General features: G+C 40.7%; 23 protein-coding genes. 1 reads left to right on the top strand and 22 read right to left on the bottom strand.

Annotated features, from left to right (window positions below; all coding sequences use genetic code 11):
• Positions 1 to 26: 26 nt before the first annotated feature.
• The 13 genes from coxB to H6731_08125 form a co-directional block, all read right to left on the bottom strand.
• Entirely contained in the window at positions 27 to 1,022 is a 996-nt protein-coding gene (gene coxB / locus H6731_08185; protein USN50237.1) for a cytochrome c oxidase subunit II, read from the bottom strand.
• A 16-nt stretch (positions 1,023 to 1,038) separates the two neighbouring features.
• A complete protein-coding gene (locus tag H6731_08180) occupies positions 1,039 to 1,926 on the bottom strand; it encodes an SCO family protein (GenBank protein ID USN50236.1) in 888 nt (295 codons plus the stop codon).
• Between the two features lie 10 nt (positions 1,927 to 1,936).
• Entirely contained in the window at positions 1,937 to 2,248 is a 312-nt protein-coding gene (locus tag H6731_08175; GenBank protein USN50235.1) for a hypothetical protein, read from the bottom strand.
• Between the two features lie 9 nt (positions 2,249 to 2,257).
• Positions 2,258 to 3,475 (bottom strand): hypothetical protein, encoded by a 1,218-nt coding sequence (locus tag H6731_08170; protein ID USN50234.1) that lies wholly within the window; start codon positions 3,473 to 3,475, stop codon positions 2,258 to 2,260.
• Complete coding sequence (locus H6731_08165) at positions 3,457 to 4,068, bottom strand: cytochrome c (protein ID USN50233.1); 612 nt, start codon at positions 4,066 to 4,068, stop codon at positions 3,457 to 3,459. Before H6731_08165 ends, H6731_08170 begins: the two co-directional genes overlap by 19 nt.
• A 3-nt stretch (positions 4,069 to 4,071) precedes the next feature.
• Positions 4,072 to 4,611 carry a DUF3341 domain-containing protein gene (locus H6731_08160; protein USN50232.1) on the bottom strand — a complete coding sequence of 180 codons (540 nt, stop codon included), beginning with the start codon at positions 4,609 to 4,611 and terminating at the stop codon, positions 4,072 to 4,074.
• Between the two features lie 35 nt (positions 4,612 to 4,646).
• On the bottom strand, positions 4,647 to 6,071 hold the full coding sequence (gene nrfD, locus H6731_08155; protein USN50231.1) for a polysulfide reductase NrfD: 1,425 nt from the start codon (positions 6,069 to 6,071) through the stop codon (positions 4,647 to 4,649).
• Positions 6,072 to 9,251, bottom strand: coding sequence for a TAT-variant-translocated molybdopterin oxidoreductase (locus H6731_08150; protein ID USN50230.1), 3,180 nt, complete (start codon positions 9,249 to 9,251; stop codon positions 6,072 to 6,074).
• Positions 9,248 to 9,907 (bottom strand): cytochrome c3 family protein, encoded by a 660-nt coding sequence (locus H6731_08145; GenBank protein ID USN50229.1) that lies wholly within the window; start codon positions 9,905 to 9,907, stop codon positions 9,248 to 9,250. The genes H6731_08150 and H6731_08145 overlap by 4 nt, the downstream gene beginning before the upstream one ends.
• A gap of 204 nt (positions 9,908 to 10,111) precedes the next feature.
• Entirely contained in the window at positions 10,112 to 10,990 is an 879-nt protein-coding gene (locus H6731_08140; GenBank protein ID USN50228.1) for a hypothetical protein, read from the bottom strand.
• A gap of 108 nt (positions 10,991 to 11,098) precedes the next feature.
• Positions 11,099 to 11,590: a VOC family protein gene (locus H6731_08135; protein ID USN50227.1), complete on the bottom strand. Its 492-nt coding sequence runs from the start codon at positions 11,588 to 11,590 to the stop codon at positions 11,099 to 11,101.
• A gap of 97 nt (positions 11,591 to 11,687) precedes the next feature.
• Positions 11,688 to 14,486, bottom strand: coding sequence for a hypothetical protein (locus tag H6731_08130; GenBank protein ID USN50226.1), 2,799 nt, complete (start codon positions 14,484 to 14,486; stop codon positions 11,688 to 11,690).
• 75 nt (positions 14,487 to 14,561) lie between these two features.
• The gene (locus H6731_08125) at positions 14,562 to 15,395 is read right to left on the bottom strand and encodes a hypothetical protein (protein USN50225.1); all 834 of its coding nucleotides are present in this window, start codon (positions 15,393 to 15,395) and stop codon (positions 14,562 to 14,564) included.
• A 440-nt stretch (positions 15,396 to 15,835) separates the two neighbouring features.
• On the opposite strand from H6731_08125, the gene H6731_08120 reads away from it, so the two are divergent.
• Positions 15,836 to 16,942, top strand: a complete 1,107-nt coding sequence (locus tag H6731_08120; GenBank protein USN50224.1) for an ankyrin repeat domain-containing protein — start codon at positions 15,836 to 15,838, stop codon at positions 16,940 to 16,942.
• 3 nt (positions 16,943 to 16,945) lie between these two features.
• Here the strand turns inward: H6731_08120 and H6731_08115 are convergent, their stop codons facing one another.
• The 9 genes from H6731_08115 to H6731_08075 all read right to left on the bottom strand — a co-directional run bounded on the left by H6731_08115 (position 16,946) and on the right by H6731_08075 (position 23,692).
• Complete coding sequence (locus H6731_08115; GenBank protein ID USN50223.1) at positions 16,946 to 17,575, bottom strand: SCO family protein; 630 nt, start codon at positions 17,573 to 17,575, stop codon at positions 16,946 to 16,948.
• A gap of 5 nt (positions 17,576 to 17,580) precedes the next feature.
• Positions 17,581 to 18,360 (bottom strand): ABC transporter permease, encoded by a 780-nt coding sequence (locus H6731_08110; GenBank protein USN50222.1) that lies wholly within the window; start codon positions 18,358 to 18,360, stop codon positions 17,581 to 17,583.
• Positions 18,347 to 19,288 (bottom strand): ABC transporter ATP-binding protein, encoded by a 942-nt coding sequence (locus H6731_08105; protein ID USN50221.1) that lies wholly within the window; start codon positions 19,286 to 19,288, stop codon positions 18,347 to 18,349. Before H6731_08105 ends, H6731_08110 begins: the two co-directional genes overlap by 14 nt.
• Before the next feature lie 7 nt (positions 19,289 to 19,295).
• Positions 19,296 to 20,180, bottom strand: a complete 885-nt coding sequence (cyoE, locus tag H6731_08100) for a protoheme IX farnesyltransferase (GenBank protein ID USN50220.1) — start codon at positions 20,178 to 20,180, stop codon at positions 19,296 to 19,298.
• Between the two features lie 299 nt (positions 20,181 to 20,479).
• Positions 20,480 to 21,415, bottom strand: a complete 936-nt coding sequence (locus tag H6731_08095; GenBank protein USN50219.1) for an AgmX/PglI C-terminal domain-containing protein — start codon at positions 21,413 to 21,415, stop codon at positions 20,480 to 20,482.
• A gap of 11 nt (positions 21,416 to 21,426) precedes the next feature.
• Positions 21,427 to 21,996: a biopolymer transporter ExbD gene (locus H6731_08090; protein USN50218.1), complete on the bottom strand. Its 570-nt coding sequence runs from the start codon at positions 21,994 to 21,996 to the stop codon at positions 21,427 to 21,429.
• A 28-nt stretch (positions 21,997 to 22,024) separates the two neighbouring features.
• Positions 22,025 to 22,573 carry a hypothetical protein gene (locus H6731_08085; protein USN50217.1) on the bottom strand — a complete coding sequence of 183 codons (549 nt, stop codon included), beginning with the start codon at positions 22,571 to 22,573 and terminating at the stop codon, positions 22,025 to 22,027.
• 37 nt (positions 22,574 to 22,610) lie between these two features.
• Positions 22,611 to 23,237 carry a MotA/TolQ/ExbB proton channel family protein gene (locus tag H6731_08080; protein USN50216.1) on the bottom strand — a complete coding sequence of 209 codons (627 nt, stop codon included), beginning with the start codon at positions 23,235 to 23,237 and terminating at the stop codon, positions 22,611 to 22,613.
• A 203-nt stretch (positions 23,238 to 23,440) separates the two neighbouring features.
• Positions 23,441 to 23,692, bottom strand: a complete 252-nt coding sequence (locus H6731_08075; protein ID USN50215.1) for a hypothetical protein — start codon at positions 23,690 to 23,692, stop codon at positions 23,441 to 23,443.
• Positions 23,693 to 23,744 lie beyond the last annotated feature (52 nt).

Here is a 23,744-nt window from a genome sequence, read left to right as displayed (position 1 = left end):
CTCGTTTATCTCAAAATTTATAATGTTTAATTACTCAATGATTTTATGTAGGCAATTATCCCCGAGATTTCGCGTTCATTAACTCGCCCCTGGAATGTCGGCATGATTGGTGGAAAACCTTTGGTAATCTGTTTTTGCGGGGTTAAAATTGATTGGCGAATATACTCATCGTTCACCGTAACAAAAGCCCCAGTGCTGAGTTCTTCTTTCCTGCCATATAAATCCTTAAAACTAGGCGCAAGCTTAATACTTCCATCGATCGAGTGACAAGCGACACAGCCGAGCTTGGTATAAAGTTTTTTACCAAGTTCAGGAAGTGGCATATCTAAGTTGGCAGCTTTTTGCTGTTCAACCCAATTGCTGTAAACATTTGCAGGAACAACCACAAGTTTCGCTAACATTTGGCTGTGTAAATCTCCGCAATATTCAGCACACAGTATGGGATATGTGCCTGGTTTATGAGCATTGAACCACAAAGTGGTGTAACTTCCAGGAACAACATCTTGCTTTATTCTTAAATTGGGAATGAAGAAACTATGAATCACATCTTGCGATGACATCACAAGTTTAACTGGGGTGTTCACCGGAACATAGACTTCAGTCCCAACACCTGCTACCGAGATTTCATCCTTAGGATAATCTATAGACCACTGCCACTTTTGCCCAACAACTCTAAGTTCCATAGCATCATGTGGTGGAACATATATATCGATATACTGTTTAAAGCCCCATACAAAAAGTACAGTCAGGTAGATAAACGGCAGGAATGTCCATGCAGACTCTAACCAAAAATTATGATCTTTTTGTGACTCCGCCCGTTGATGAGGTTTTTTTCTTCGATACCTGAAAATAATCAGCACCATCGGCACAATTACAGAAAGAAATAAAATGCTGCATGTGATAACCAAAAACCAAAACAGTGAATCAAGAGCCGCTGCGTGATCAGAAACAGGCTCGGGCATTACACTAAAAAGCCATTCTACTGGCACCACCATTTTGAGCAGTTCGCTTAGATTTTCCATCACTAATCCTGCACCTTTAGATCGAGGAGATCACGCGTCTTTTTTCACCGCGAAAAAATAAAATTAAGACCACACCTAAGATTAAAATCGTAACAACTCCGCACAGTCTCATCACTCCAAAAATATAAACACCATAGCGATGAGAATCAGGGTCATAATGAAAACAACTTAAAAGAACCCTATCGACAAAAGAACCTATTTTTCCATCAACTGCTTCACTAAGAGCAAGTTTTATATCTTTTGGTTCGTAGCTAATTCCAAATAATGTGCGTGAAAGAACTCCTTGCGGGGACAACACAAAAAAACCAGCGCCGTGTGCAAACTGATCAATTTTTTTGTCGTAGTAATAATTGAAACCTACGGCAGAAGCTAATCTTTGAGCTTCTGCACTTGTCGTCACATGAAAAGTCCATACTTCTTTTTCTTCTTGCGATACATCAAGAGCTGCTAAATAGGATGCTTGCTTTTTTTTAGCTAAGTCAGATTTTTCTCTCTCATCGATACTTACCGATACGATGAGATATTCTTTTCCCAGTTTATAATTTACTTTTTTGAGCCCTTCGACCAGTCCATTGAGAACCAAGGAACAAAGCATTGGACAGCCATAATATCCGAGAGTCAAAATAACTGGACGAGGATCTTTTTTTGAAAAATACTGTCCCAAGGTAACGGGTTCTCCATCTTGATTAGTCATGGCAATATCGAGCGGTATTTGTGCACCTGCCTTATCCTCGATCTGTGCATTGCGAAGTTCCTTAGGAACTAAAAGAGATCCTTCTTGTTGTGGTTCATGAACTGAATCAGCAACGGTACCTGCTGGAGTTTGCCAAAAGTTTAATATGCCAAACAACAGCGCTCCAATGCCTAAGGCCACAATACCGATTAATAAATAAAATTTAGCCATGACCTAACTACTATTCTTTACGAAGCGAACTTAGAAATCTGGCCATCGCTTCTTCTACAGGAATGTGGTTCTTATCAGGAAAAATACCTTGTTTTCCCGACAGATAAGCCTCAGACAAAGCCCTTTGATCCATAGCTTCGTGGGTCATAACTTGACCAATTTTCTGTTCCTTTTCTTCGTCAAGCTGAAAACGGAACATGATTATCAGGGCATATATGGTAACAAACAACAACACACATAAGACGAGCAGATAATATACTATGTGTCTACTCGCCTTTGGCTTCATATCGCCTTCAGCCGCTATATGATACTGATCAGACACACATCACCTCTAAATATTTTCAAACGCAAGAGATTCCTTAAGACGAGGGTCGCCCAAGGCCAAAAGCTTACGACGGCACAGCACCAATAAATAAGCGCCCAAGAAAATCAAACCGATTCCCAAAAAAGCAAGAATATCTACCATTGCTACTTGGAAATGAGTTGGCCCTTCGTGCATAGCCGGGTCGTTGTAAGCTGGAATAATCAACCAATAAAGATCGATCAAGTGCACAAAAATTACCCACAAACAATTTATGGCAAGCACCAATTTTACCCGTTTTAATACTCGTGACATGAGAGCCAAAAAGGGAATAAAGAAATTTATCACAGGAATGGCCCATGAGAGACTATCCCAGCCATTGTGCATACGGTGGGTATAAAACTCCATTTCCTCTGGGATATTTCCGTACCAATAAAGCATAAATTGACTGAACGAGATATACGCCCAGAAAATTGTAAAGCCAAACATCAGCTTACCAAGATCATGATAATGATCTTTGCTAATCGCTGTCTTGAGTACACCTATTTTTTGTAGCAGCATTGCTACCAAGGTAATAAAGGACAGACCAAAAAGGAGGCAGCCTGCAAAAAAGTAAACGCCAAAAATAGTGGAATACCAATGAGGTTGAAGCGACATCACCCAATCAAATGAAGCAAAGGTTACACTAAGACCAAAAATTATTACTGATGGCGCGCTGATAGCTTGCATTGTGGCCGTAAGTTTAAAATTATTTTTAGCATCTTGGCTTAGAGATAATCTATAAAAAATTACTCCCATCACGGCCCAAATCAACAAATACCCAAAGGACCGCATCATAAAAAAATTCTCATTGAGATAAGGCAATTTTGCTGCCAAAATTTCATCGATGTGCTCTTTATGAGTCCAGGGGAAAAGATCATGTATCGATAAAGCGATAGGGATGAAAAAAATAATGAACAAAGGAAGCAAGGCTACTGCCACCTCGGCAATACGCCGCACTGTCACTGACCAGCCAGCTCGTGTAACGTGTTGAATCAGTACAAATACGAGGCATCCTAAAGCAAGTGATAAAACAGCAATAAAGGCAAAAAGATAGCCATACATCGCTCGAGCATGATCCATTTGATATTGGACCGCCCAATAGATTAAAGACGCGATGCCAAGTCCAATAAAAACCAAAGGTAGGCGCCTTAAAAGGGATCCCTTAGGAAGCTCGGTATCAGTTAAATTTAAGGTTGTTTCCACCACGATGCACTCCTTTCTATCCATTGGCCATTTACATCCTGGCTGATTTGCAAGCTCCTTATATAGGTCACCACTGCCCAACGATCATTTTCATTGATCATGTGCTTATACGACTGCATCGTACGAATACCATTGGTAATGACATCAAAATAATGACCAGGAGCAAGTCCGTACATGTAATCACTGTGCAGAGATGTTGGCTTAACGGTCAAACGTCTTCCGACAAGCCCATCACCGTCACCGATATCAGCGTGACAGGCCGCACAGGTACGGTTAAATACTCTCTGTCCACGCTGGAGAAATTTTTCATCTATCACCAAATTTTTCGGTAGCGATCGTGCAAATTGACCATTTATTTTTCCAAAATAAAAATGCTCATCTTCTTTTAGAGCTCCTCGTGCAACTGTTCCCTCAATGGGAGCACGCATATAGGTTCCATCCTGGAAAAAATCGCTTTCTCGATATGGACGCCCTTTTTCTTGAGTATCCATATTGGGATTAACGTGGATTGGCGGTTTATCAGTAGTGTATCCTCGACAACCAACTTCGAGAAGAATCAGTAACAATAATGGCGCAAAGACTAAAAACTTTTTCATCACTTAGTTCTCCACCACTACAACCGATTTAGCACCTGTTTTACTTAAAAATTCACTCATTTTTTGTCGGTCGTACTTTTTATCTCTCGATTCGATCATGACAAAAAATGCGTCATCAGTCACTCGGGCAAAATCTTTGATATTAAAAAGCGGATGATTAAACGTCGGCAGCTTATTTAATGCAAACATTCCAAAAACCGCCGTCAATCCGCTAAATAAAACTGTTACCTCGAAGGTGATTGGTATAAAAGCAGGTATACTAAATACCGGCTTTCCTCCAATATTAAGAGGATAATCATATACCGAGCACCAAATCATGAAAAACATAGCCAAACATGCACCAGTAGTTCCAGCAACTAGTACCAGCCATGGCAAATAACTTGGTCCCAAGCCCATTGCTTTATCCAATCCATGAACAGGAAAGGGCGTGTATGAGTCAAAATTGCGAACACCTGCGTCGCGTATTTTTTCACATGCTTGATAGATGGCGTGTGGTGAATCATATTCCGCCAGTAAACCAATCTCTTTTTTCGCTCGAGTCATAACAGTATGCCTTCCTTATTATTTCTCTCAATTTCTTAATGGTGATGAGGATTTGCCGACTTCATAATAGATTTAACCTCAGCCATGGCTATCACCGGAACACGCCAAATAAACAACAAAAATAAGGTAAAGAACAAACCAAATGAACCAACCAAAAACAGCAAATCAAATTTTGTAGGAACATAGTAATGCCAGGAACTTGGCAAGAAATCCCGATTTAGCGAAGTAACTGTAATAACAAAACGCTCAAACCACATACCAATGTTCACAAATATCGAAATGATGAAACTTGCAGTAATGTTGGTACGTATCGACTTTGACCAAAACAACTGTGGTGTTATCACATTGCAGGAAACCATAATCCAATACGACCATGCATAGGGCCCAAATGCCCTGTTGATAAAAGCAAATGACTCATACTCATTTCCGCTGTACCAAGCAATAAAAAATTCCATTGCATAGGCGTAACCAACCATAGTGCCCGTAACCAAAATAATCTTGTTCATATTTTCAATGTGCTTCATAGTCACAAGATCTTTGAGCCCAAGCCACTTTCTTGCAGGCAACATAAGTGTTTGCACCATAGCAAAGCCACTAAACACCGCACCAGCAACAAAGTAAGGAGGAAAAATAGTTGTATGCCAACCAGGAAGCTGTGAAACCGCAAAGTCAAATGACACAACACTATGAACGGATAGCACAAGAGGCGCTGAAAGCGCGGCAAGTAACAAATACGCGCGTTCATAATTTACCCATGCCCTGGTAGACCCAGTCCAACCCATGGAAAAAATACCATAACCTATTTGAGCAATTTTGCTTTTTGCTCTATCTCGCAAAGTAGCGAGGTCAGGAACTAAACCTACCCACCAAAAAAGTAGAGAAATAGTAAAATAGGTACCCACAGCAAAAACGTCCCACAAAAGTGGAGAGCGAAAATTTGGCCACATGGACATCTGATTGGGTAACGGAAACATCCAATACACAGTCCAAACACGACCTACGTGCACTGCAGGAAATACAAGCGCGCAAATAACCGCAAACACCGTCATCGCTTCGGCATAACGGTTAATACTCGTTCGCCATTTTTGCCTAAACAAAAATAGAATGGCAGAAATCAGTGTTCCAGCATGCCCAATACCCACCCAAAAAACGAAGTTGACAATATCCCATGCCCAATAGACAGGTGCGGTGTTTCCCCAAATCCCCACACCTTCCCAAATCAAATAGCCTATGCCCGACAAAAACATAGTGCATAAGGCTGCTGCCACGGCAAAGCCGATCTTCCAACCAATATGCATCTGAGCAAAAGTTTTTTCCGCCGGACTACACACGATATTGGTAATATCACCGAATTTATGAGGACCACGTACCAGATCTTCACGGTGCTCTACACTTTCGGGAATCACCACGTCGCCTCTGGCGATTGTACCTGTCTTTATCTCAATTGTTTTGGATACCATCTATGCCACCAACTCAGGATGAGGATTACGAAGCTTGGACAAGTAGGACGTTCTCGGACGCACATTCAACACGTCGATCAAAGTATAATTTCTATCGACTTTTTTCAAAGCTGCCACTTTTGATTTAGGATCGTTAATATTACCGAAAACAATGGCATCGCTTGGGCACGTTTGTGCGCATGCCGGAGTCACAAGTCCATCGGTCAAGTTTTCTTGATCTCGCCCATCTCTTCTGGCAGCCATTTTAGCTTCCTGAATGCGTTGAGTACAATAAGTACATTTTTCCATCACACCGCGATAACGAACAGTCACATCAGGATTTCGTTGCAACTTCAAAGTTTTTTGTCGTTCAACAATATCCTTTTCGACATACAAATTACCCGAATGGGAAAAATCAAAATAGTTAAATCGTCGTACTTTATAAGGGCAGTTATTTGCACAATAACGCGTACCAATGCAGCGATTATAAGTCATAACGTTCAGCCCAGAACTATCATGAGAAGTTGCTGCCACCGGACACACTGGTTCACATGGAGCATTTTCACAATGCTGACAAGGAATTGGCTGAGAGATCGCCTGAGGTGCTTTCACATCACCAACAAAATAGCGATCAATTCGTATCCAGTGCATAATCCTTCCGCGGATAACCTGCTCTTTTCCTACCACCGGAATATTATTTTCACTTTGGCAGGCAATGACACAGGCATTGCACCCTGTGCATTTCGCTAAATCGATTACCATTCCCCACTGATTTCCTTTGGAATATTCCCATGGGTCGGTAATCTGCAGTGGAACTTTCTCTTTCTTCCCATGCTCCTTTACCAAAAGATTTTGAGGAATTCCCTTCTCTTTGGCATGAAGCGGTTTCTTTAAGTAATCACCTATATCAGTGACTCGAGCAGGATCTCTATTTTGCAAATGCAAAACATCCGTTTCCTGCACCACATCGGCATTCATGGCGAACTGCTCTTGTGTGGTGGCAATTCTATGAGTCTTTAAAGTTTTGTTTATTTTTGCGCCGTGAAACACCATGTTTGAATAGTCTGATAAGAGCGGATAAAGATCTACTCCCACTCCAGTACCTATGACTCCAGCATTTCTTCTACCATAGCCAAGCGTAGCAAGAACTGAGTAATCATTTAAACCTGGAACAACAAAAACTGGTAACTCAATTTTTTGCTCTCCAACGATCAGCTCAACAACATCTGCGACATAGGTATTTTTTTGTACGCCGCTTTTTATCTTATATTCACGCGCTGCCATTGGGCTCATCAGCAAAGCATTATCCCAATTTATTTTTGTCACAGGCTCTGGCAGTTCTTGTACCCAGCTGTGATTTGCCATGCGGCCATCAAGAACTTTGCGATCAAACGAAATAATAAATTCCAGATTTTCTTTATTTGGGGCTCTCGAGCTTTGAGCTTTGAATCCCTCGTAGATCTTTTGGCAATCTAATCTCAATGGACCTTGAGGAAAGGTAGAGTTGGCGACAATACCTTCGTGTATTACCTTATCGAACTGTTTAGCAAAAAGTACTGCGTCAAATTTATTTTTATAAGTCTCTTTAACCAATTCCAATGGTTTGAAAGCATTCTGTCCCACCACCTGAGCCATCAACTCAATTTTTGATCGTGCTTTGTGCAGAGGCATGATCAGTGGCTGAATAATAGTAACGCTACCATCATAAGCACGAGTATCAGAAAATTCCTCGAGGAAATGTGTTTGTGGAAGATGCCACGTACTTTCTACGGCTGTCTCATCACGATAATTTCCCAAATGGATGACAGTTTTTACTTTAGCCAAACTGGCTTTAAAGGCAAGTTTTCCAGGAGCATCGTAGACAGGATTTACTCCAAGCATGACCAAGGTATCGGTTTGACCTGATTTAAGCTCTTCGATAAGAGCTTCAGTTGAACCAGCCGCTAAATGCTGCTGAGCATCTTGGTCGTTAATATCAAGTGTATCAAAAACTTTATTAAATCCTTGGAGAGTAACATTTATGGCATGTATCATGGCGAGAATTTCAGGAGCTAAATGATCTCCACCAACAACCAAAGCTTGTCCACGATTTTGCGCAAGATCTTTAGCCATCACTAACAAAAATTTCTTATCGATACCCTTAAGCGTTGGTGGACGACTCACTATACTTGATAAACTTTTTGCCCCAGGAATGGAACTTGCAATATCCAGCCCATGGGTTGCGTGAAGTTCGTAAGCGAGCCCTTCAACTAGAGTTTTTGCTAAACCTATAGGCAAACGCAATCGATGATCGGCATTTGTTCCGGCAAGGCTGTAATCTGCCTCCACAGCGTATAGACGATTCATATTTTTTGCATCGCCAGTTTTATGAACGACTCTATTCTCTCCGTAGCCTCGCATATGACGAATACTTTGAGGAGCCAGGACAAATGGATCAGCAAATATGCTTGAAATTACTTTTGCCTTCTCAAAATGGTAACGAACTCTTTTATTTTTGCCAAACGCAATTGTTTGTGCGTTCTCAACATTTTTTTGACGCATTGGTTCATGCACAAAAAATTTAGCTTGAGGATAGATCTTTAATGTTTCTTCTTTAAGACGCAAAAATGTCGGTGATAAATCGCTATCCGAAACAAAAACAAGACCTTTTCCACCCTTTCTTTTAAGCTCCAAAAAATGCTGTGATTGAAACGAATCCCAATCGGTCCATTCAGCAGGAAGATGATCACCTGCTTTAAGGCGCACAGGGTAGCGTGATCTGTCAGGGTCATATATTTCTAATACCGATGCTTGCGCATGAGTCGTAGCTCTACCTTTACTCTCAGGGTGGGAAGGGTTCCCTTCAACTTTGGTTGGTCTTCCTTCGTGCGACTCTACCAAAATCCCCGATGCTCCAAAAGGGCCAGGTTGGGCGGTTGCAAAAAATTGCGCTATCCCTGCAGTAAAACCTTCGGGCTCTTTCACGTAAGGAAGAATTTTTTCTTCAGGCCTACGACAAGCCACTCCTCCCAAACCAGAAAGCGCAATTGAAGCTCCCATGACTTTCAGCATTGATCTTCGATCCATCGCTGAAATGTCAGTCATATCAGGAGCAAATTCATCTTCAACCGATTTCAGATATTCAGCAGTTCTTCGACGGCTATCAACTGAACGCCAGTAAGTAATTTTCTCGCCATTTTGTTCGTTCACTAATTGTTTCATCGGTGACATCCTGAACAACTTTCAACTGGCGCATTGAGCATTTTCTCTCGCTCTTGTGCCATTTTTTTATAATTTTCTGACTGATGATAATTCATGTTGGTAACTTCATTCACAGGACGAAGATTCGGAGCAGGATTGCGATGGCATTCCAAGCACCATCCCATGCTCAGCGGCTTTTCCTGACGAACTATTTGCATATGGTCAATATTTCCGTGACAACTTATGCAACCAACTCCTGCACTGATATGAGCGCTGTGATCAAAATATGCATATCCACCTATTTTGTGTACGCGTTTCCATTCGATGGGTGTGCCATTGATTCCACCACTCTGCCATGAACGCATTAATCCCGATAAAGGCAATGAATTCTTGTTGGCTTGATGCTCATGGCAATTCATGCAGGTTTGAGTAGAAGGAACACCTGCGTATGCAGATTTTTCTGCTTGAGTGTGACAATACATACAGTCAATTCCCAAGTCAGAAACATGAAGTTTATGGCTAAAAGGGATCGGCTGATGAGGTTCATAGCCCACCTCCAAATTTAGAGGCGAAAACCAATACCAAAATACAAAAACGCTAAAACCAACACCAATCACTAAAACGACAGGCAGCAGCTTTGCAACGGTATTGCTCCATTTTGGAAATATCTGCGGCATGGCAACAACCACTCTTTTTTAGCTAATGAAAACCTAAACTACTTTCTGATATACAGGTAACTAACAAATAGCAAGCCAGTATATTTCTAAAATAGCGACGATTTTGTTTACTAATTTAATGAAGAAGCAGAATATAAATACCACTTTTTCTTAAACAGCGCATGCAACGCAGGAGCAAAATCATCTGTTCATGTTAGAAAAATTTCACCACATGAAATTGAGTTCAAGCGAAAGTAGGTGAAGCTTTTCAGCATGATGACCTAAGCTGCTGTCAAAATTTTGTCGATAGGCCAGCCCAATATCGCTCTTAATTCTACCAGGCTCTACTCTCAGTGCCAAACGTGCTCCCCATAATGGAATTATTTCCCAATTTTTTAATGGGCTAAAAGGAAAGTAAAGAAAATTATTTCCTTCGCTATTAAAGAGAAAATTGATTCCCGATACAAAAAGCAATGAAAGAGAATTGTACACGGGAAACAATACTTGAGAATTAAAAAATAATTCTCCTCGCAGCTGATTCATTAAATCACTATTTTGTCCGATCAAATACAAATTCGTACCTGGCTCAATAGAGATGTTCGCATGTTTTAGTAACCAATTTTTCTGATAGACCAACGTTGGCCCTGATCGAATTGTTATACGACTACTGACAGCGCCATCTGTACCATGACTACAACGATGCCGATAACCAAATCTAAAAGACTGATCTCCCAAATTCCAATCAAAAGCAGTCAAAACCTGATAGTAAACCTGCACTAGTCTAAAGTTGATATCATTTTGATTGTCGACCAAAGTCTCCATTGTAAGCCCAGTGTGCCATAGCACTGATGGAGAAAAGTTAATGAGACCAACATCTGACATTACACGTGCTCGCCACACATGATGTTGGTTGGCGATCAGATAACGAGTAATATTTGCTTCAGATGCAAATGAATTTAAAAAGGAAACACCCTTCTTTTCTACAGCCGGAAAATGCCCTCGAAAAATAAGCGAATTGTCATCTTGAGCAGCAATAATAATCTGAGCACAACACATCAGTAGTAAATTTATCGAAATATTTTGAAACAATTTACCGCCGCTCATAAGCATTTTGCTCCTCCTTAGATGAAGCCGCTCATCATCAACTAACTTAGGAATACCAAAAAAGCTGCACAATGCAGCTTTATGGGAAAATTAATTTGCCCAACTCATTCAACAATAATCAACTTTATTTTCTTGCATCCATTTTTCTTTGGCTTGTTTTATTTCTTCTTCGTTCATTAGCAACTTATAAGTCGCGATCGCCCAACAATGCCCAAATGGATCCCGTACTTTGGCAAAACGATCACCCCAAAAAGCATCCATCAGAGGCATAACTACCTTGCAGCCTTGACCTACTGCTTGCTTAAATAAAGCATCACAATCCTCAACATAGAGCCATATGCCAACGCTCGTAGTTTTAACAGGGCCCTGTTCTGAAGTGTCTGGCCAAGCATCCGCCATCATTAAATATGAATCACCTATTTTAAGCATCGCATGCATAACTGTTTGTGGTTTATCTTCGGAATATACCAAAGATACCTCTTCGGCATCAAAAGCTCTTTGGTAAAATTGAATTGCCTTTTGGCAATCACCATTAAACCACAAGTGCGGAGTAATAGTGTGCATTCCGTGAGGTATAAAGCTTGGTGCGGGCTTTGGCATGAGGTACTCCTAAAAAATTTCTACCACTAGCTAAGAAACTATTTCAAAACAGTTTCTTAACCTATTCATAAGGCTATGAAGAAACTAAAACTCACTATTAAAACATATTGACTTCGCTCAAGCGTTCAAAAATCTTTCCTGCTGCTCTTTGAATACTCGCAGACACATCAAGCAGATCATCCCAAAGGGGAATGAGAACCTTAAGATTTTTTTCCTCTAAGCTAAGGTATGATTCACCAACCGATCCTTTCTCAAATCGAACATTTTTTAACGGTGGGGGTTCAGGCACTACATGGTAGCCCACCGGCAAAATATCCAATACACGATCTGCATTTGCAGGAAGAGGATGTGGACCAACAATATTTTGTGCGAAAAGCATTAGCCGCTCATACTCCCCAATAATTTTTGTTCTTATTGTGTGCATAGTTGGCGCAATACCTTCAAATTCAGGATAGAATGCATAATGATTATCTATGGCTACAATTAAAGCCGGATCATTAGCCGGGGTTCCGTTAAATCTATTTTGAAAAACAGCCTTGGTCGCCGCAGCAAAATAAACCCAAGGATGCCACGAGGGATACTGATCGAGCATTGTTAAAATTTCAGGTGGCAAATATAATTCAGCATCATTGCGAAGCGTCATTTGATTTACCTGAAGATTTTTAAGGTTTTCTAAAAAATCTCTCTTCAAACATATTTGTTCAATTTTATTAAAAAATCGTACGAAATCATTTTCTTGATTTTCAAAAAATTTTTCTCTTTTGTTGATCTTAAGTTCATAACTCATATCAATCAATTGTTCATAAAGCACAAATAAATTCTGAATTTCATTGATAAGCATTTCTCGCTCAATCCTCACTGGATGAAGTGCAGGATCTCTATCTAGATCATTTTTAATTTCTTGAAGTTTAGCTTGCGTAATTTTTATCCGCGTTTTTATTTTTTTATGCTGATCGCTAATAATTTTTTGTTTTAAATTTTGCGTTGTTTGTTTTTCAAGTTTTTTTAAAAAATAAAGTTTGTCAGATTCCAGGGTTCTCAAACTAGGGCTCAATCCTCGAGCTTCTTTGAAATAATACATCTGATCATTTTCAATATTTTTTGACAGATTCTTGATAGAGTCAACGATTGCCCTTGAGTTACGTATGAGACTGAGATCGTAATTGTGCTCGTGTGCACCTAGAGCTTCAAAAATTGCTTTATTTATTGCAAGCGTACTCGGATTATTATTCTTCTCAATTCTGGCATATGCATCTTTTAGAACTCTTTCGACGCTCGTCAAATTAAATTGTTCTGGAGTTTTTTTGAAAGCGAACATAACTTTCACCAAGGTTTCAGCAAATCTATCGCCATTAAAATGAGGTTCTAATTTATTCAATATCGACAAAGCAACCAAATAAGCTGAAGCCACATCAACTCCTTTTGAGCGATAGGCTTCTTTTATTGCAAAATCTTGAGGTTGCTTTGCTACCACCAATACTTTATTTTTTCCTTGACTAAAAATGTTGATCAAATCATTCACAGGTGCACCCTGGGCAAGAGCGTCAGCAAAAATCACAAAGAGATTAGCCTCATAACCATCACGAGACTTAACTGCCACTATTTTTTTACTGACCCCTCTCAAATAATTTTTCCATCCAGCAGCAGACATAGAAAAAGATACTTTTGTGTCATTTAATTTAACGTGATTGAGAGCATAGACATTATCGCTGACAAGCCCATAATTTCTTGCCAGTCCTTGTTCAACAGCTACTGATAGCGACTTGATGAAATCATCGTTTGAGTCATGAGCATAAAGTCCCATCACACGATGTTGACTCAACTGACGAATAAACGATAATAAATCACTCTCTTCGTTTACCTCTACAGGCTCAATCACTGCCGATAACTGCCCGCTAAATGCTTGCTCAATCTGAGCTTTGATTCTCGTATCATTGTTTTTTTTAGGACTTTCGTCATAGTTGCTTATTAAAACTTCTAGAGCAGTAAAAGAATCTTTTATCAGCTTAAAAATATTTTTGGTTGGTAGTGCATAGAGTTCATCAACTTTATCAACAAAACGATTTTTAAGTCCTTTAAAACCAAAAAGTGAGCTCTTTAGTTCCGATAACAGCTCAAGCAATTCTTTTTTGATTAGTTTGAGCGAGCTTATTTCATCTACCATTTGGCTGATGACACTGCTTTTAATTTTTGCTGTAGCAAGAGCCAAAACAGCACTATTCAATACATCTTCGTTTGCAAACATCACCTGTTCATTAACAGCATTGTTCAGATCATCTAAGGATTTTCTGAGCTGATGTAGATGCTCCTGGGCTTGTTTTTGCACCGTCAATTGAGAATAAAAAACACTCAGCTGATAAATTTTTTCCAAAGATATTTTTAATGTCATACCCAAGCGTTCATAATCATTCATAGCTGTTTGGGGAACATCTTTCTTAAGAGTTTCTATAGCGCCACTGACTCCATCGTCCTTAATAATTCTTTCCATTTCTATTGCAAACTTTTTGCCAGAAGCTGCACTGATCAAGGCATCGTGAATTTTTGGCTTAATATCTTTCGCTACAATATTTTCTGTTTCATCCACAAATTTATTGAGTTTGCTAAATTGCGATGTATCAAATGTGTTTTTTTGGGGTAGATTTTTAATTTCACTTAAACTTTGATTTATTTTCTCAAGTTCTTGTTCAATTTGAAAACTACCACCTACTTTAGCACTAAGACATAAGTGACCATAACTGAGGGGACCTGGCTCTATTTCCTTGTTTCTCACCTGAGCGCCATAATCGATGAGATTATTGTGGTCAAAAGCTAAATCGGCATAATCAATGCCAGGACTACAGCTATTCAAATAATAAACAACAATCAAAAAAATAGATTTCTTTATCATCTTTGCCATAATTCGCTCAATAAAAAAGGAAAAACTAAACCATAACGGTCAGTTTTTCCCTCGTCAAAGAAAAAACTCTGAGAGTTAAATAGCTAGCCCGAGGCCAAACAATACCAAAGGCTCCGCCACCTCCTTTATGAGGTTTGGCTCACCAAAGTCAAAGGGGATTTCGAATCCTACCTTCGCCGACATTGATAGACCTGAATCAAAAACTGTGTCAACTGCAGCAAAAAGTCCAGGCCGAATTCTAAAGTGACCTGTATCTTGTTCCACAAGAGTCTGCCACATATAGCCAGTCATCAGTGATGGTTCTAAAAATACTGCTGAGTGCAAATACCATTCAGTCAGACGAAAACGAGCCGCTATACCGCCAATGACTGAAAATTGTTGTGGCGCAGGTACCGTTAAGTGATCGCGAAAACGGCTATAAAGAGAAAGACTTGTCCAATCTATACCTGCCTTCAATGCAAAGGATACATATTCAAAAAATCTAAAATCATATGAAAGCATCGCGCGGCCACGGAATATAAGATCAAAATCCATAGCCAAAGCCATACGATAATTTCTTTGACGAAACCCATAATTTTTGGGATCAAGCTCTATGACAGCTTCTACCGAGCCAGGATCGAGCGTATATTCTGTAACGGTGGGTAGAGCGTCCCTTTGGGCTTCCATTTTTTTTCTTTCTTTATTTAATTTTTTCTCTTCGTTTTTCAATGCTATTTTTTGTTCATCTTCTTTTTCGGCATTTTGGCTGGCTTGCTTTATTTCGTCTTCACCTTGAGGCATGACATCTGCTTGTGTTTGAGCAAACAGCACTTCTGAATTTTCTTCGGGACTGGATGTAGCGTCTTTTGCGACCAAGCCAGAGGCCCCAACAAGCCAGATAATAAACATATTAAAAATTTTTCTTTTCATTGTCTTTTTTCCGCAAAAGCTAAAGCGCGCTTGATATCGGCGTGTTTTACTATAACAGTAATCAAGTTGAGCAACAACAATTCATCTGTCCGCTATCATATGTTAGTATTCCACATATAAAGCACGTTTATTTTACACATTTATCACGACTTATATTTTGCCTTATATTATAATGAGAATATATTAGGGCAACGTCAGCCAGAGCATTATAGTCGCTGAGTTAAAAATGCAATTCGGGCTTGTAAAAAGTGATTTTTTAACCCTGCAACACTGCCTGGCACATTGAGCTGAGGTTTATGGTGTCACCTTTTCTAGAATTTCTGAGTTGGTGACATTCCTCAAAACATAAGAAAAAAGCGGCTAAAATCCTGCAAAAAAAGCTAAACGGGGTTAAGCTCAATCGCATAAGGCGGGGTCTGTAACAGGTTTAGGGAAATTTCATGGTAAAACACACGTTACTATTTATTGTGGGCATGTTTTTATTATTCTTCGTTTCATCATGCAAAACTCCTTCAAACTATGCGAAGCGTTACCCTCTACATGAGGCAGCTAAAAATGGGGATGAAAATGAAGTCGAGCGACTATTGGCTATGGGCATAGATCCTAATACGCAAGATGAGAGAAAAGTAACTCCTTTGGATGCTGCTTCTGAAAATGGCAATATCAAAATTATTAAAATGCTTCTTAAGGCTGGTGCGAAAGTTGATATACGACAGCAAGCTGGTGAAACTCCACTTTATGGCGCTTCTGAGTACGGTAGAACAGATGCGGTTCAAATTCTTATCAAAGCTGGCGCAAAAGTTAATCAAGGTGACTACCTTGGTGCAACACCACTTCACGCTGCTGTGAGCAATAGTGAAGCAGACACAGCTCTTTTACTGCTTATTAATGGGGCAAAAGTCGATGCAAGGGACTATTTTGGACAAACTCCCTTGCATATTGCTGCGCGAGAAAATCAACTTAAGGAAATGCAAATTCTCATTAATGCCAAAGCAGACCTCAACGCAACTCGCTTGGGCACGCTTGACACTCCACTTCACCTGGCAGCGCAAAATGGTAAAAAAGGAGCGGCTGAGTTATTAGCTAAAAGCGGGGCAAAAGTTGACGCACTAGATTCAATGGGGAGAACACCTCTGCACTACGCTGCCGTGAGAGGGCACGCTGACATCATCAAAACTTTGCTTAATTTTAAAGCAGATATTAATAAGGCAGCTCAAAATGGAGACACTCCTCTTCACCTGGCAGCACAATCAGATAAAGCCAACGCAATTGCAGCTCTTATTGCGGGAGGCGCAGTGATTGATGCAAAAAATTCCAAAGGTGAAACTCCTCTTTTATTGGCAACTCGTGGACGCTACATCGACTGCATGGCAATTCTAACGAGATATGGTGCCTTGATCTCGAGCGTGGCAAAAAATAAGGACACACCCATCGGAATCGCACAAAAATTAAAAGACAAAAAATTGATCGACGTGCTCACTAAACCTCAGCCTCCCACCTTCTTTGAAAAGGTGATTGATGTGCTCCCAAAGGTTCAGGTTGATTAAAATTCACGCATCAGGCTTTTCGAGCAAAAAGTTTGCAGCGCGCACCAAAGCCGCCATTTCAACCGGCTCTGTTTTAAACAACCCTCTTAGTGCTCCTCTTTGATCAAACAATGCCAGGTGCGCCATATGCGGAATATCATAAACCCCCGGCGCATTCGGCAAATACTCACGCTCACCTAGGTGAACACGCATTTTTTCCACCACCACATCGTAAATTTCTTTTTTGCTGCCGGTAAGACAATGCCAGTTTGGGTAATCGATCCCGCTCCTCTCCATAAACTTTTTTAACACTTCAGGAGAATCTGTTTCCGGATCAACAGTGATGCTTAAAAATTCTACCTGTTCGTTTTTATCCTCAAACCGAGCATAAACCTCTTTCATAGCTTCAGTAAGCTTAGGGCAGATAGTTGGACACGAAGTAAAAAAGAAATCAGCAATAACAACTTTACCTAAACTGTCTTTTTGCCCTCTTGCTTGTCCATTTTGATCAATGAGCTGCCAAGTAGGAACCAAAACCATTGGATCTGGAGCATTGCGCCTTCTCATTGCCATTTCACGAACAATATGAAGGGAAAATATGCCGATGATAAATGCCCATAGATATGGGCTCTTCAATACTTTTTTTATTTTCATAAAAACTACTCAAGCGGACGTTTCATTACCGCCAAAATTAAAAGCATAGTAATCAAAAATGAAAAGAAGACGAGGTAAATTACTTGGAGAAAAAAATCCGGCTCTTCAACAAAAATCCCTCTAAGGGCTGATACCAAATAGCTCATCGGATTGATCCAGCCTATCTTCTCAAACCATGTTCCATCAATGGGAAACATTGCCCCTGATAAAAGCCACATGGGAATCAAAAAAACGCTCATAAAACCATGAAACGCGGCTGAAGAAGGGCTTAGCCATGCAAGTAAAACCCCCAAAAGTGCGCATGTTAATGAACCCAATAGTAAAAGTATAAGAACCCAAAAGAGTGAGATAAAAGGAATGTGGATATCAAGAAAGATCATAAGTGGTAAAAACAAGCAACTTTGCCCAAAGCCTATTAAGGTTGTCGCCAGCACTTTTCCTATAATGGCCCCCTCGAGCCCGCTGGGTGAAATGCTCACTAAGCGAAACAACCCACATTTCTTGTCTTCCACCAAGGTCAATGTGGCGTAGATTGAAGAAAAAAGAACCACTAACGCCAAAATTCCCGGGAAAAAAAACTTTACATAGCTTATTGAACTTGATTCCTTCCAAAAAAAACTACGGTGGAACCCCGCCCCGAAGACAACCAAAAATAGCAGAGGTTGCATAAGAATTCCTAACAGGCGTGATGGCTCTTTGCTCATCCTGTTGAATTCACGAACAACCAGTAAAAAAACCGTATTCTTTAGGCTGGCTTTTGTCGAACTGATCTCACAAGAGAGCATTATCTTGCTCCTTAACTAAACGTTCATATACATCTGCCATATTTGCTTCGCGCAGCGAAAACGCTTTGATAGCAGGTGAACTCAGAGCCTGCGTATCGAAACATTGCTGTAACTCATGGGGAGCAAGCCAGGTTTTAATTTTTTGATCTTCTACTTTTGTTTTTTGCCACAAAAATGAAATGCCTGAGCTTTGTTTTAAATTTTCAAGCCCATTGGCTTTAAGCTCAATTTCCACATATGAAGTGCGACATTTATCCAGAAATTGTTTGGGAGTATGAGCTGCAATAACGCATCCTTGGTGCATCATAATCAGATAATCACAGTGCAAAAAATCATCAGGATTATGACTAGAAAATAAAGCCAAAGCCTTATTGTCTTCGACATATGATTTAAGAAAATTAAAGAAACGAGTGTTCTCTTGAAAATCAAGTCCTGTTGTAGGTTCATCGAGAAATAACAAACGGGGATTATGCAAAAAGGTGCGATAAAGCTCACATCGGCGTCTCATCCCTCCCGATAATTTTTTGACGCTTATTTGTGACTCTTGGGTTAAATTAGCCTTTTGTATGAGATATTTTATCCTCTCATTGCACAGCGTAGGAGAAAGGTTCATTAATCGCGCAAAAAATTGCATATTTTCCAACACGCTCAATTTTTCATCACTGCTGGATTCTTGCAACAAAGCACCTGTGATATTTCTGACTGTTCTCTTAAGACGCCCTCGCTTATCGAGAATTGTCTGCCCACTAAGTTCTATCTTTCCACTTTGACACGGTAGTAATCCACTCAATATTTTTAATAATGTAGACTTCCCTGAACCATTGGCGCCCAAAATTCCAACGATACCAAAGTCAGCAGTGCTAAAACTTAACTCATTCAGCGCATATCTCTTTCCAAAACGATGAATGATTTTAGATAGGTGCAACATAAAAAACTCAAACAAAAGCTGAAATAATGATCAACACAAACAAAATAGTTTGATATATCAGTGAACCCTTAAATGCTCTTCTAGCCCATATATCAGTGTCCATAGTTTTATAGCCTTGATGGCAGAGCAACAAAAACCAGCCTCCTACCGTGAGTGCTCCTATGCACAAAAAATTGCCGAAAACATCAGCCCAATAAAGCACAAAGGTAGAAAAAACGAGAAGCCAGCTGGTTAATAAAATGGAGCATTTAGTCAAATCTCTACCGATAACGCGAGAGAGCACCGGAAAGCCAGCCTTTGTGTATTCCGATTCACGAAATAGACTGATGGCAAGAAAATGAGGTATCTGCCATAAAAAAGCCCATAAAAATAATGCCAGCGCTTTTTTATCGATCACCCCGGTTATGGCTATATAGCCGAGCATAACAGGCATTGCTCCAGGAACAGAGCCCACCAATAATGCTGTCCAGGAATATTGTTTTAAAGGAGTGTAACACCAAACGTAGAGCACTAAGGACGTAAGCCCCGCTACTAGAGTAAGCACATTAGTGCTTTGCCATAAGATGAAACTCGAGCTAATGGTACATAAGATACCGATAAAAACTGCCCATCGTGCATTGAGGCGCCCTGCTGGCAAGGGACGTGTCCGAGTTCTTGTCATCTTTTGGTCGTGCTCTCTTTCTAAATACATATTGAGAGCGCTTGAGCCACTTACTAAAAAAGCAATTCCTACAAGGCTAAACAAGGCTGGCCACAAGGACTGCTGAGGCCTTGCATGAAGAAGTCCACCTGCAGCCACCAATAGCGCCATAATTGTGATCTTGGGTTTGGTAAGCGCCAATAAATCACGCGCCATCAAACTATGAGCGAGAATATTATGCGAACTCATCACAGACAAAGTAATTCCCTTTTTTAGTTCCTCTAAGTTCAGTCACAAATGGGCCACCTTAAGCTCAAAAGGGGAGTTTGGCATTTTACATTGGCAACCATTGTTTTTCACCGTGCTTATATTTCTTGCTCCGACTCTGATCGCAGAAAACAAAAAATTAAACTTTATAAAAAACAATTTTTTAGACTTTACTTAGCAACTTGTTGAACATTGCTGATGTATTCCTTGCAGGAAGAGCTCGCAAGTGGGCATAAAAAAACCGCAACAAAAATGCGGTCTTATGCTTCCAAATCAATACTTTTTTAACTGGCCGATTCAAACACAAATGTCTTGCGTACCGGTACGATTCCTTTGGTTGCTCCAGGGAAACGTATGCGCTTGATAATATCAGAAATACAATTAGCAACATTGCTATCACCAAGAGTATTTTCTATCACCCTAATTTTCACCACGCGACCTTCTTCGTTAATACTCCACTCTAAGATGACTTTGCCGCGAAGTTTTGTATTAGTTTTGAGTGCACGTTCATAACATTGTTGTATTCCGCGCTCACGCCGCCTGAGTGCTAATCTAACACCTTTTTCATCAATACCACCTTTAGGTAGCACTGCCTCAGAGCCTTTAACAAAAGCCTTTGGCGCAACTGATTCTCGAGCTCCAACCTCTCCGGCAGAACCACCAGCACCAGCATCAACTTCGCCAATATCTCCGCTTACTCCTGCACCTAAAGCACCTTTCTTTCCAATTCTGGTACCTCCGCTTACACGAACGCCTCCTCGCTCAGAAAGTGCTGCTCCTAAATCCTTGCTAACAACCTCACCAGATTCAAAAACATTGGCGAGCTCACCTCCCTCAGATGCCTCTCCTATAACTCCAAGCACCCCAGCGCCAGAAAGCTGTTTTCTGACCGTAGCTCTTCTTGCCTGCTCACCTGGTTTGCCAGCCGCTGCTTTAGCTCTTGCTGCAGGTGGCGCAGCTTTAGCCGGAGCTTTTTCTTCTACAACTTGTTCTTCCTCTTTCATCTCCGGTTTAGGTTCTTCCTTTGGAGGTACTTCTTCCACGACCTTTGGCGGTGTCACCTTCTTTAGCCATGTCGCATACTCTTCTTGGCTCGGTGGCGGTGGAGGTTCCACAGTCATAACCAAAAAATAAACGCCAAGATGTAAAAGCAAGGAACCCAATAATACTTTATTAAAGAGTTGATCTAATGACCCTTCGGGCCTCGTACGTGATGCCATCTTTGCCCTCATCAAGCTTCCTTCTTGACAATCGCGAATTTGAAGTCGGCATAACCGGCTGCTGTAGCGCTCACCATAACCTTGGACAAAGTACGATAAGGCACTTTCTTATCTACAACAAAAACGATTTTCCCATCAAAACCGCCTTCCCCTTCAGTCACTTCAGCCGTTACACCTTGAAGCTTGCGCACTTCGAGCAATTTCTGTTTCAAGGCACGAATAACAAATTGACCTTCTAAGCTCCCTGTGGGCACTTCAAAATTCTGAGTTAATTCTAACACTAAGTCATCATCGACGCTGATGGTCGGCACATCAGCCACCATCATCATTTTACCATCTGGTCCAGGTTCTTTTCGTTCAGCCCCAGTGATCATAATTACGACGAGTTCTTCAACAGGCTCCTGCGCTGTTGAAATTGGCAACTGCACAGAAGGGCTTTCTACTGCCAAAGGGCTCGTAGAAAAATTCTTAATCAAGTAAACAAGTATGATGGTAATAATATCCATCAGGGAGTTTAAGGAAGGAGCTGCGGCAGCAGCAAGGCTTGATCTCCCTCTTTTTCTCCTGCGCTTAATAGCCATTTGTTCCCTATCTCCTCATATCGATAACTTAGCCAACCATTCCAGCAGCAAAGGACACCTTAGGAAATAAAATTTCCTTTTGCGCATCGAAGCGGACAGCATCCATACTTTGAACAATGGTATCAAATTTGATTTCAGGATCAGCCGTGATAGTCATCGACTGTTCATCGCGTTTATATTTTGCCGAATCAGCTTTTTTATATTCATAGAGCTTGCTCTGGAGCGTAACAAAATCAAATTCAGTTGTTCCATCAGGCAGTGTGATAACAGGGATCAACGCAAGCTTACGGCCTGGATTTTTTGGGTCATTGGCCCCCATCTTCACATCACCGTAGATGGAAATATTGAAACCTGCTTCGGTAATAAAAACGATAGCATTGAGAGGTTTTTCTTCCGTGCTCGAAGGAGCAGGACCACCTTTGGAAAGCTTCTGGGATTCCGAAGATATAAGTCCCAATGGCAATAACGCTGCCATGGTGATCAAGGCCAAAATCAGCATTAAGATGATATTCATCAGAGGAAGCATGTCCGGTTCAGGGAAAGCTTCTGAATCTCGCGAGCCGCGCTCTCTCGCCATAGTTTACTCCTTCAAATGTGGCTTTTTATTAATCCTGCTACCGTTTGCGCAAGCGCAAGACATTCTCAAGCTTTAGGGAGTAAACATCCATGTCGTCGGTAATTTTTTTGGTTGCTCCCACCAAAAGTAGATATACCATGGTCACGGGAATCGCCACAATCAAACCAAAGGCCGTTGTGTTCATCGCCACAGCAATAGATTTAGTCATCAGCACAGCCTTTTGATCAGCTGGCGCTTCGGCAACTACTCTAAATGCTTCGATCAAACCCATCACAGTACCAAGAAGACCAAGCAAAGTCGCCAGCGAAGCCAATCCACCCAAAGAGTTAGTTCTTTTCAAAAGCTGCGGAGTCACCTCAAGCGTTGCTTCTTCCACCGCGGTGGCTACAGCTTCCTCGCCTCCGTGAGCAAAGCTAATGCCATTTTTCAAGACATGGGCAAGTGCTGATTTTCCAGCTTTATCGCACAAAGCAATGGCTTCCGCATCTTGATTGTTCTTGACAGCACTGAGCACAGCCTGTCCCAATTTTTTGCCATTAGCATTAAAGACTACGTAGAGTGCGTAAATACGCTCGATGCACACAGCCAACGCAACAACGGAAACCGCTGCTATTGGCGTCATCCAGATTCCACCTTCTGTAAAAAAACTTGCAAAGCCAGCCATTGTTTTTCCCTCTTAATAAAACCAATTTTTCTCAAACAATGCGAGAATTATGTAAATGCTTGTTCTTCAAACTTCAAAAACAACAGTTGAACAACTCAACCACATAATAACAAATTTTTTTCATTTCTCTTTATTTTTTACCTAATTTAATCAATTTACAAATCAAATAAAAAATCCAATTAAAATGAAAACCTAACTTTCTTTCAAAAGTCTCCACGATCTACTTCAAAAAGCCTGCTTGTTCTAATATCTTGTTTTATTTTGGCGCTTGCATCAAATTTACTCACTTGAGTTTCAACATCAACCGAAGCTCTAGAGAGCAGTATCATTTCTCCTGGCTCATCTTTTGTACCTTGAACCTGAGAGGTTCCAAGCTCTACTACTGGAGCACTAAATAAGGTTGATGCAACAAGCAGCGCAATAAAATTTAATAAAAGCATATACTTTAACTTCATGTTTTTTCTCCGCTAACTAAACAGACAAACTATGTCAATGGAGACTTTATTT

It is taken from the genome of Myxococcales bacterium, assembly GCA_023898405.1.
Classification (GTDB): Bacteria; Myxococcota; UBA727; order UBA727; family JABDBI01.
This window is presented reverse-complemented; position numbering and strand designations above follow the sequence as displayed.

Excerpts from the sequence above, each read along its gene's own strand:
- H6731_08125 (USN50225.1), bottom strand. The coding sequence starts at position 15,395 with ATGAAAAGAAAAATTTTTAATATGTTTATTATCTGGCTTGTTGGGGCC.
- H6731_08110 (USN50222.1), bottom strand. The coding sequence starts at position 18,360 with ATGCTCTCTTGTGAGATCAGTTCGACAAAAGCCAGCCTAAAGAATACG.
- H6731_08075 (USN50215.1), bottom strand. The coding sequence starts at position 23,692 with ATGAAGTTAAAGTATATGCTTTTATTAAATTTTATTGCGCTGCTTGTT.
- H6731_08120 (USN50224.1), top strand. The coding sequence starts at position 15,836 with ATGGTAAAACACACGTTACTATTTATTGTGGGCATGTTTTTATTATTC.
- H6731_08095 (USN50219.1), bottom strand. The coding sequence starts at position 21,415 with ATGGCATCACGTACGAGGCCCGAAGGGTCATTAGATCAACTCTTTAAT.
- H6731_08105 (USN50221.1), bottom strand. The coding sequence starts at position 19,288 with ATGTTGCACCTATCTAAAATCATTCATCGTTTTGGAAAGAGATATGCG.
- H6731_08150 (USN50230.1), bottom strand. The coding sequence starts at position 9,251 with ATGAAACAATTAGTGAACGAACAAAATGGCGAGAAAATTACTTACTGG.
- coxB (USN50237.1), bottom strand. The coding sequence starts at position 1,022 with ATGGAAAATCTAAGCGAACTGCTCAAAATGGTGGTGCCAGTAGAATGG.
- H6731_08115 (USN50223.1), bottom strand. The coding sequence starts at position 17,575 with ATGAAAATAAAAAAAGTATTGAAGAGCCCATATCTATGGGCATTTATC.
- H6731_08135 (USN50227.1), bottom strand. The coding sequence starts at position 11,590 with ATGCCAAAGCCCGCACCAAGCTTTATACCTCACGGAATGCACACTATT.
- H6731_08165 (USN50233.1), bottom strand. The coding sequence starts at position 4,068 with ATGAAAAAGTTTTTAGTCTTTGCGCCATTATTGTTACTGATTCTTCTC.
- H6731_08090 (USN50218.1), bottom strand. The coding sequence starts at position 21,996 with ATGGCTATTAAGCGCAGGAGAAAAAGAGGGAGATCAAGCCTTGCTGCT.
- nrfD (USN50231.1), bottom strand. The coding sequence starts at position 6,071 with ATGGTATCCAAAACAATTGAGATAAAGACAGGTACAATCGCCAGAGGC.
- H6731_08080 (USN50216.1), bottom strand. The coding sequence starts at position 23,237 with ATGGCTGGCTTTGCAAGTTTTTTTACAGAAGGTGGAATCTGGATGACG.
- H6731_08180 (USN50236.1), bottom strand. The coding sequence starts at position 1,926 with ATGGCTAAATTTTATTTATTAATCGGTATTGTGGCCTTAGGCATTGGA.
- H6731_08140 (USN50228.1), bottom strand. The coding sequence starts at position 10,990 with ATGAGCGGCGGTAAATTGTTTCAAAATATTTCGATAAATTTACTACTG.
- H6731_08130 (USN50226.1), bottom strand. The coding sequence starts at position 14,486 with ATGGCAAAGATGATAAAGAAATCTATTTTTTTGATTGTTGTTTATTAT.
- H6731_08085 (USN50217.1), bottom strand. The coding sequence starts at position 22,573 with ATGGCGAGAGAGCGCGGCTCGCGAGATTCAGAAGCTTTCCCTGAACCG.
- H6731_08145 (USN50229.1), bottom strand. The coding sequence starts at position 9,907 with ATGCCGCAGATATTTCCAAAATGGAGCAATACCGTTGCAAAGCTGCTG.
- H6731_08160 (USN50232.1), bottom strand. The coding sequence starts at position 4,611 with ATGACTCGAGCGAAAAAAGAGATTGGTTTACTGGCGGAATATGATTCA.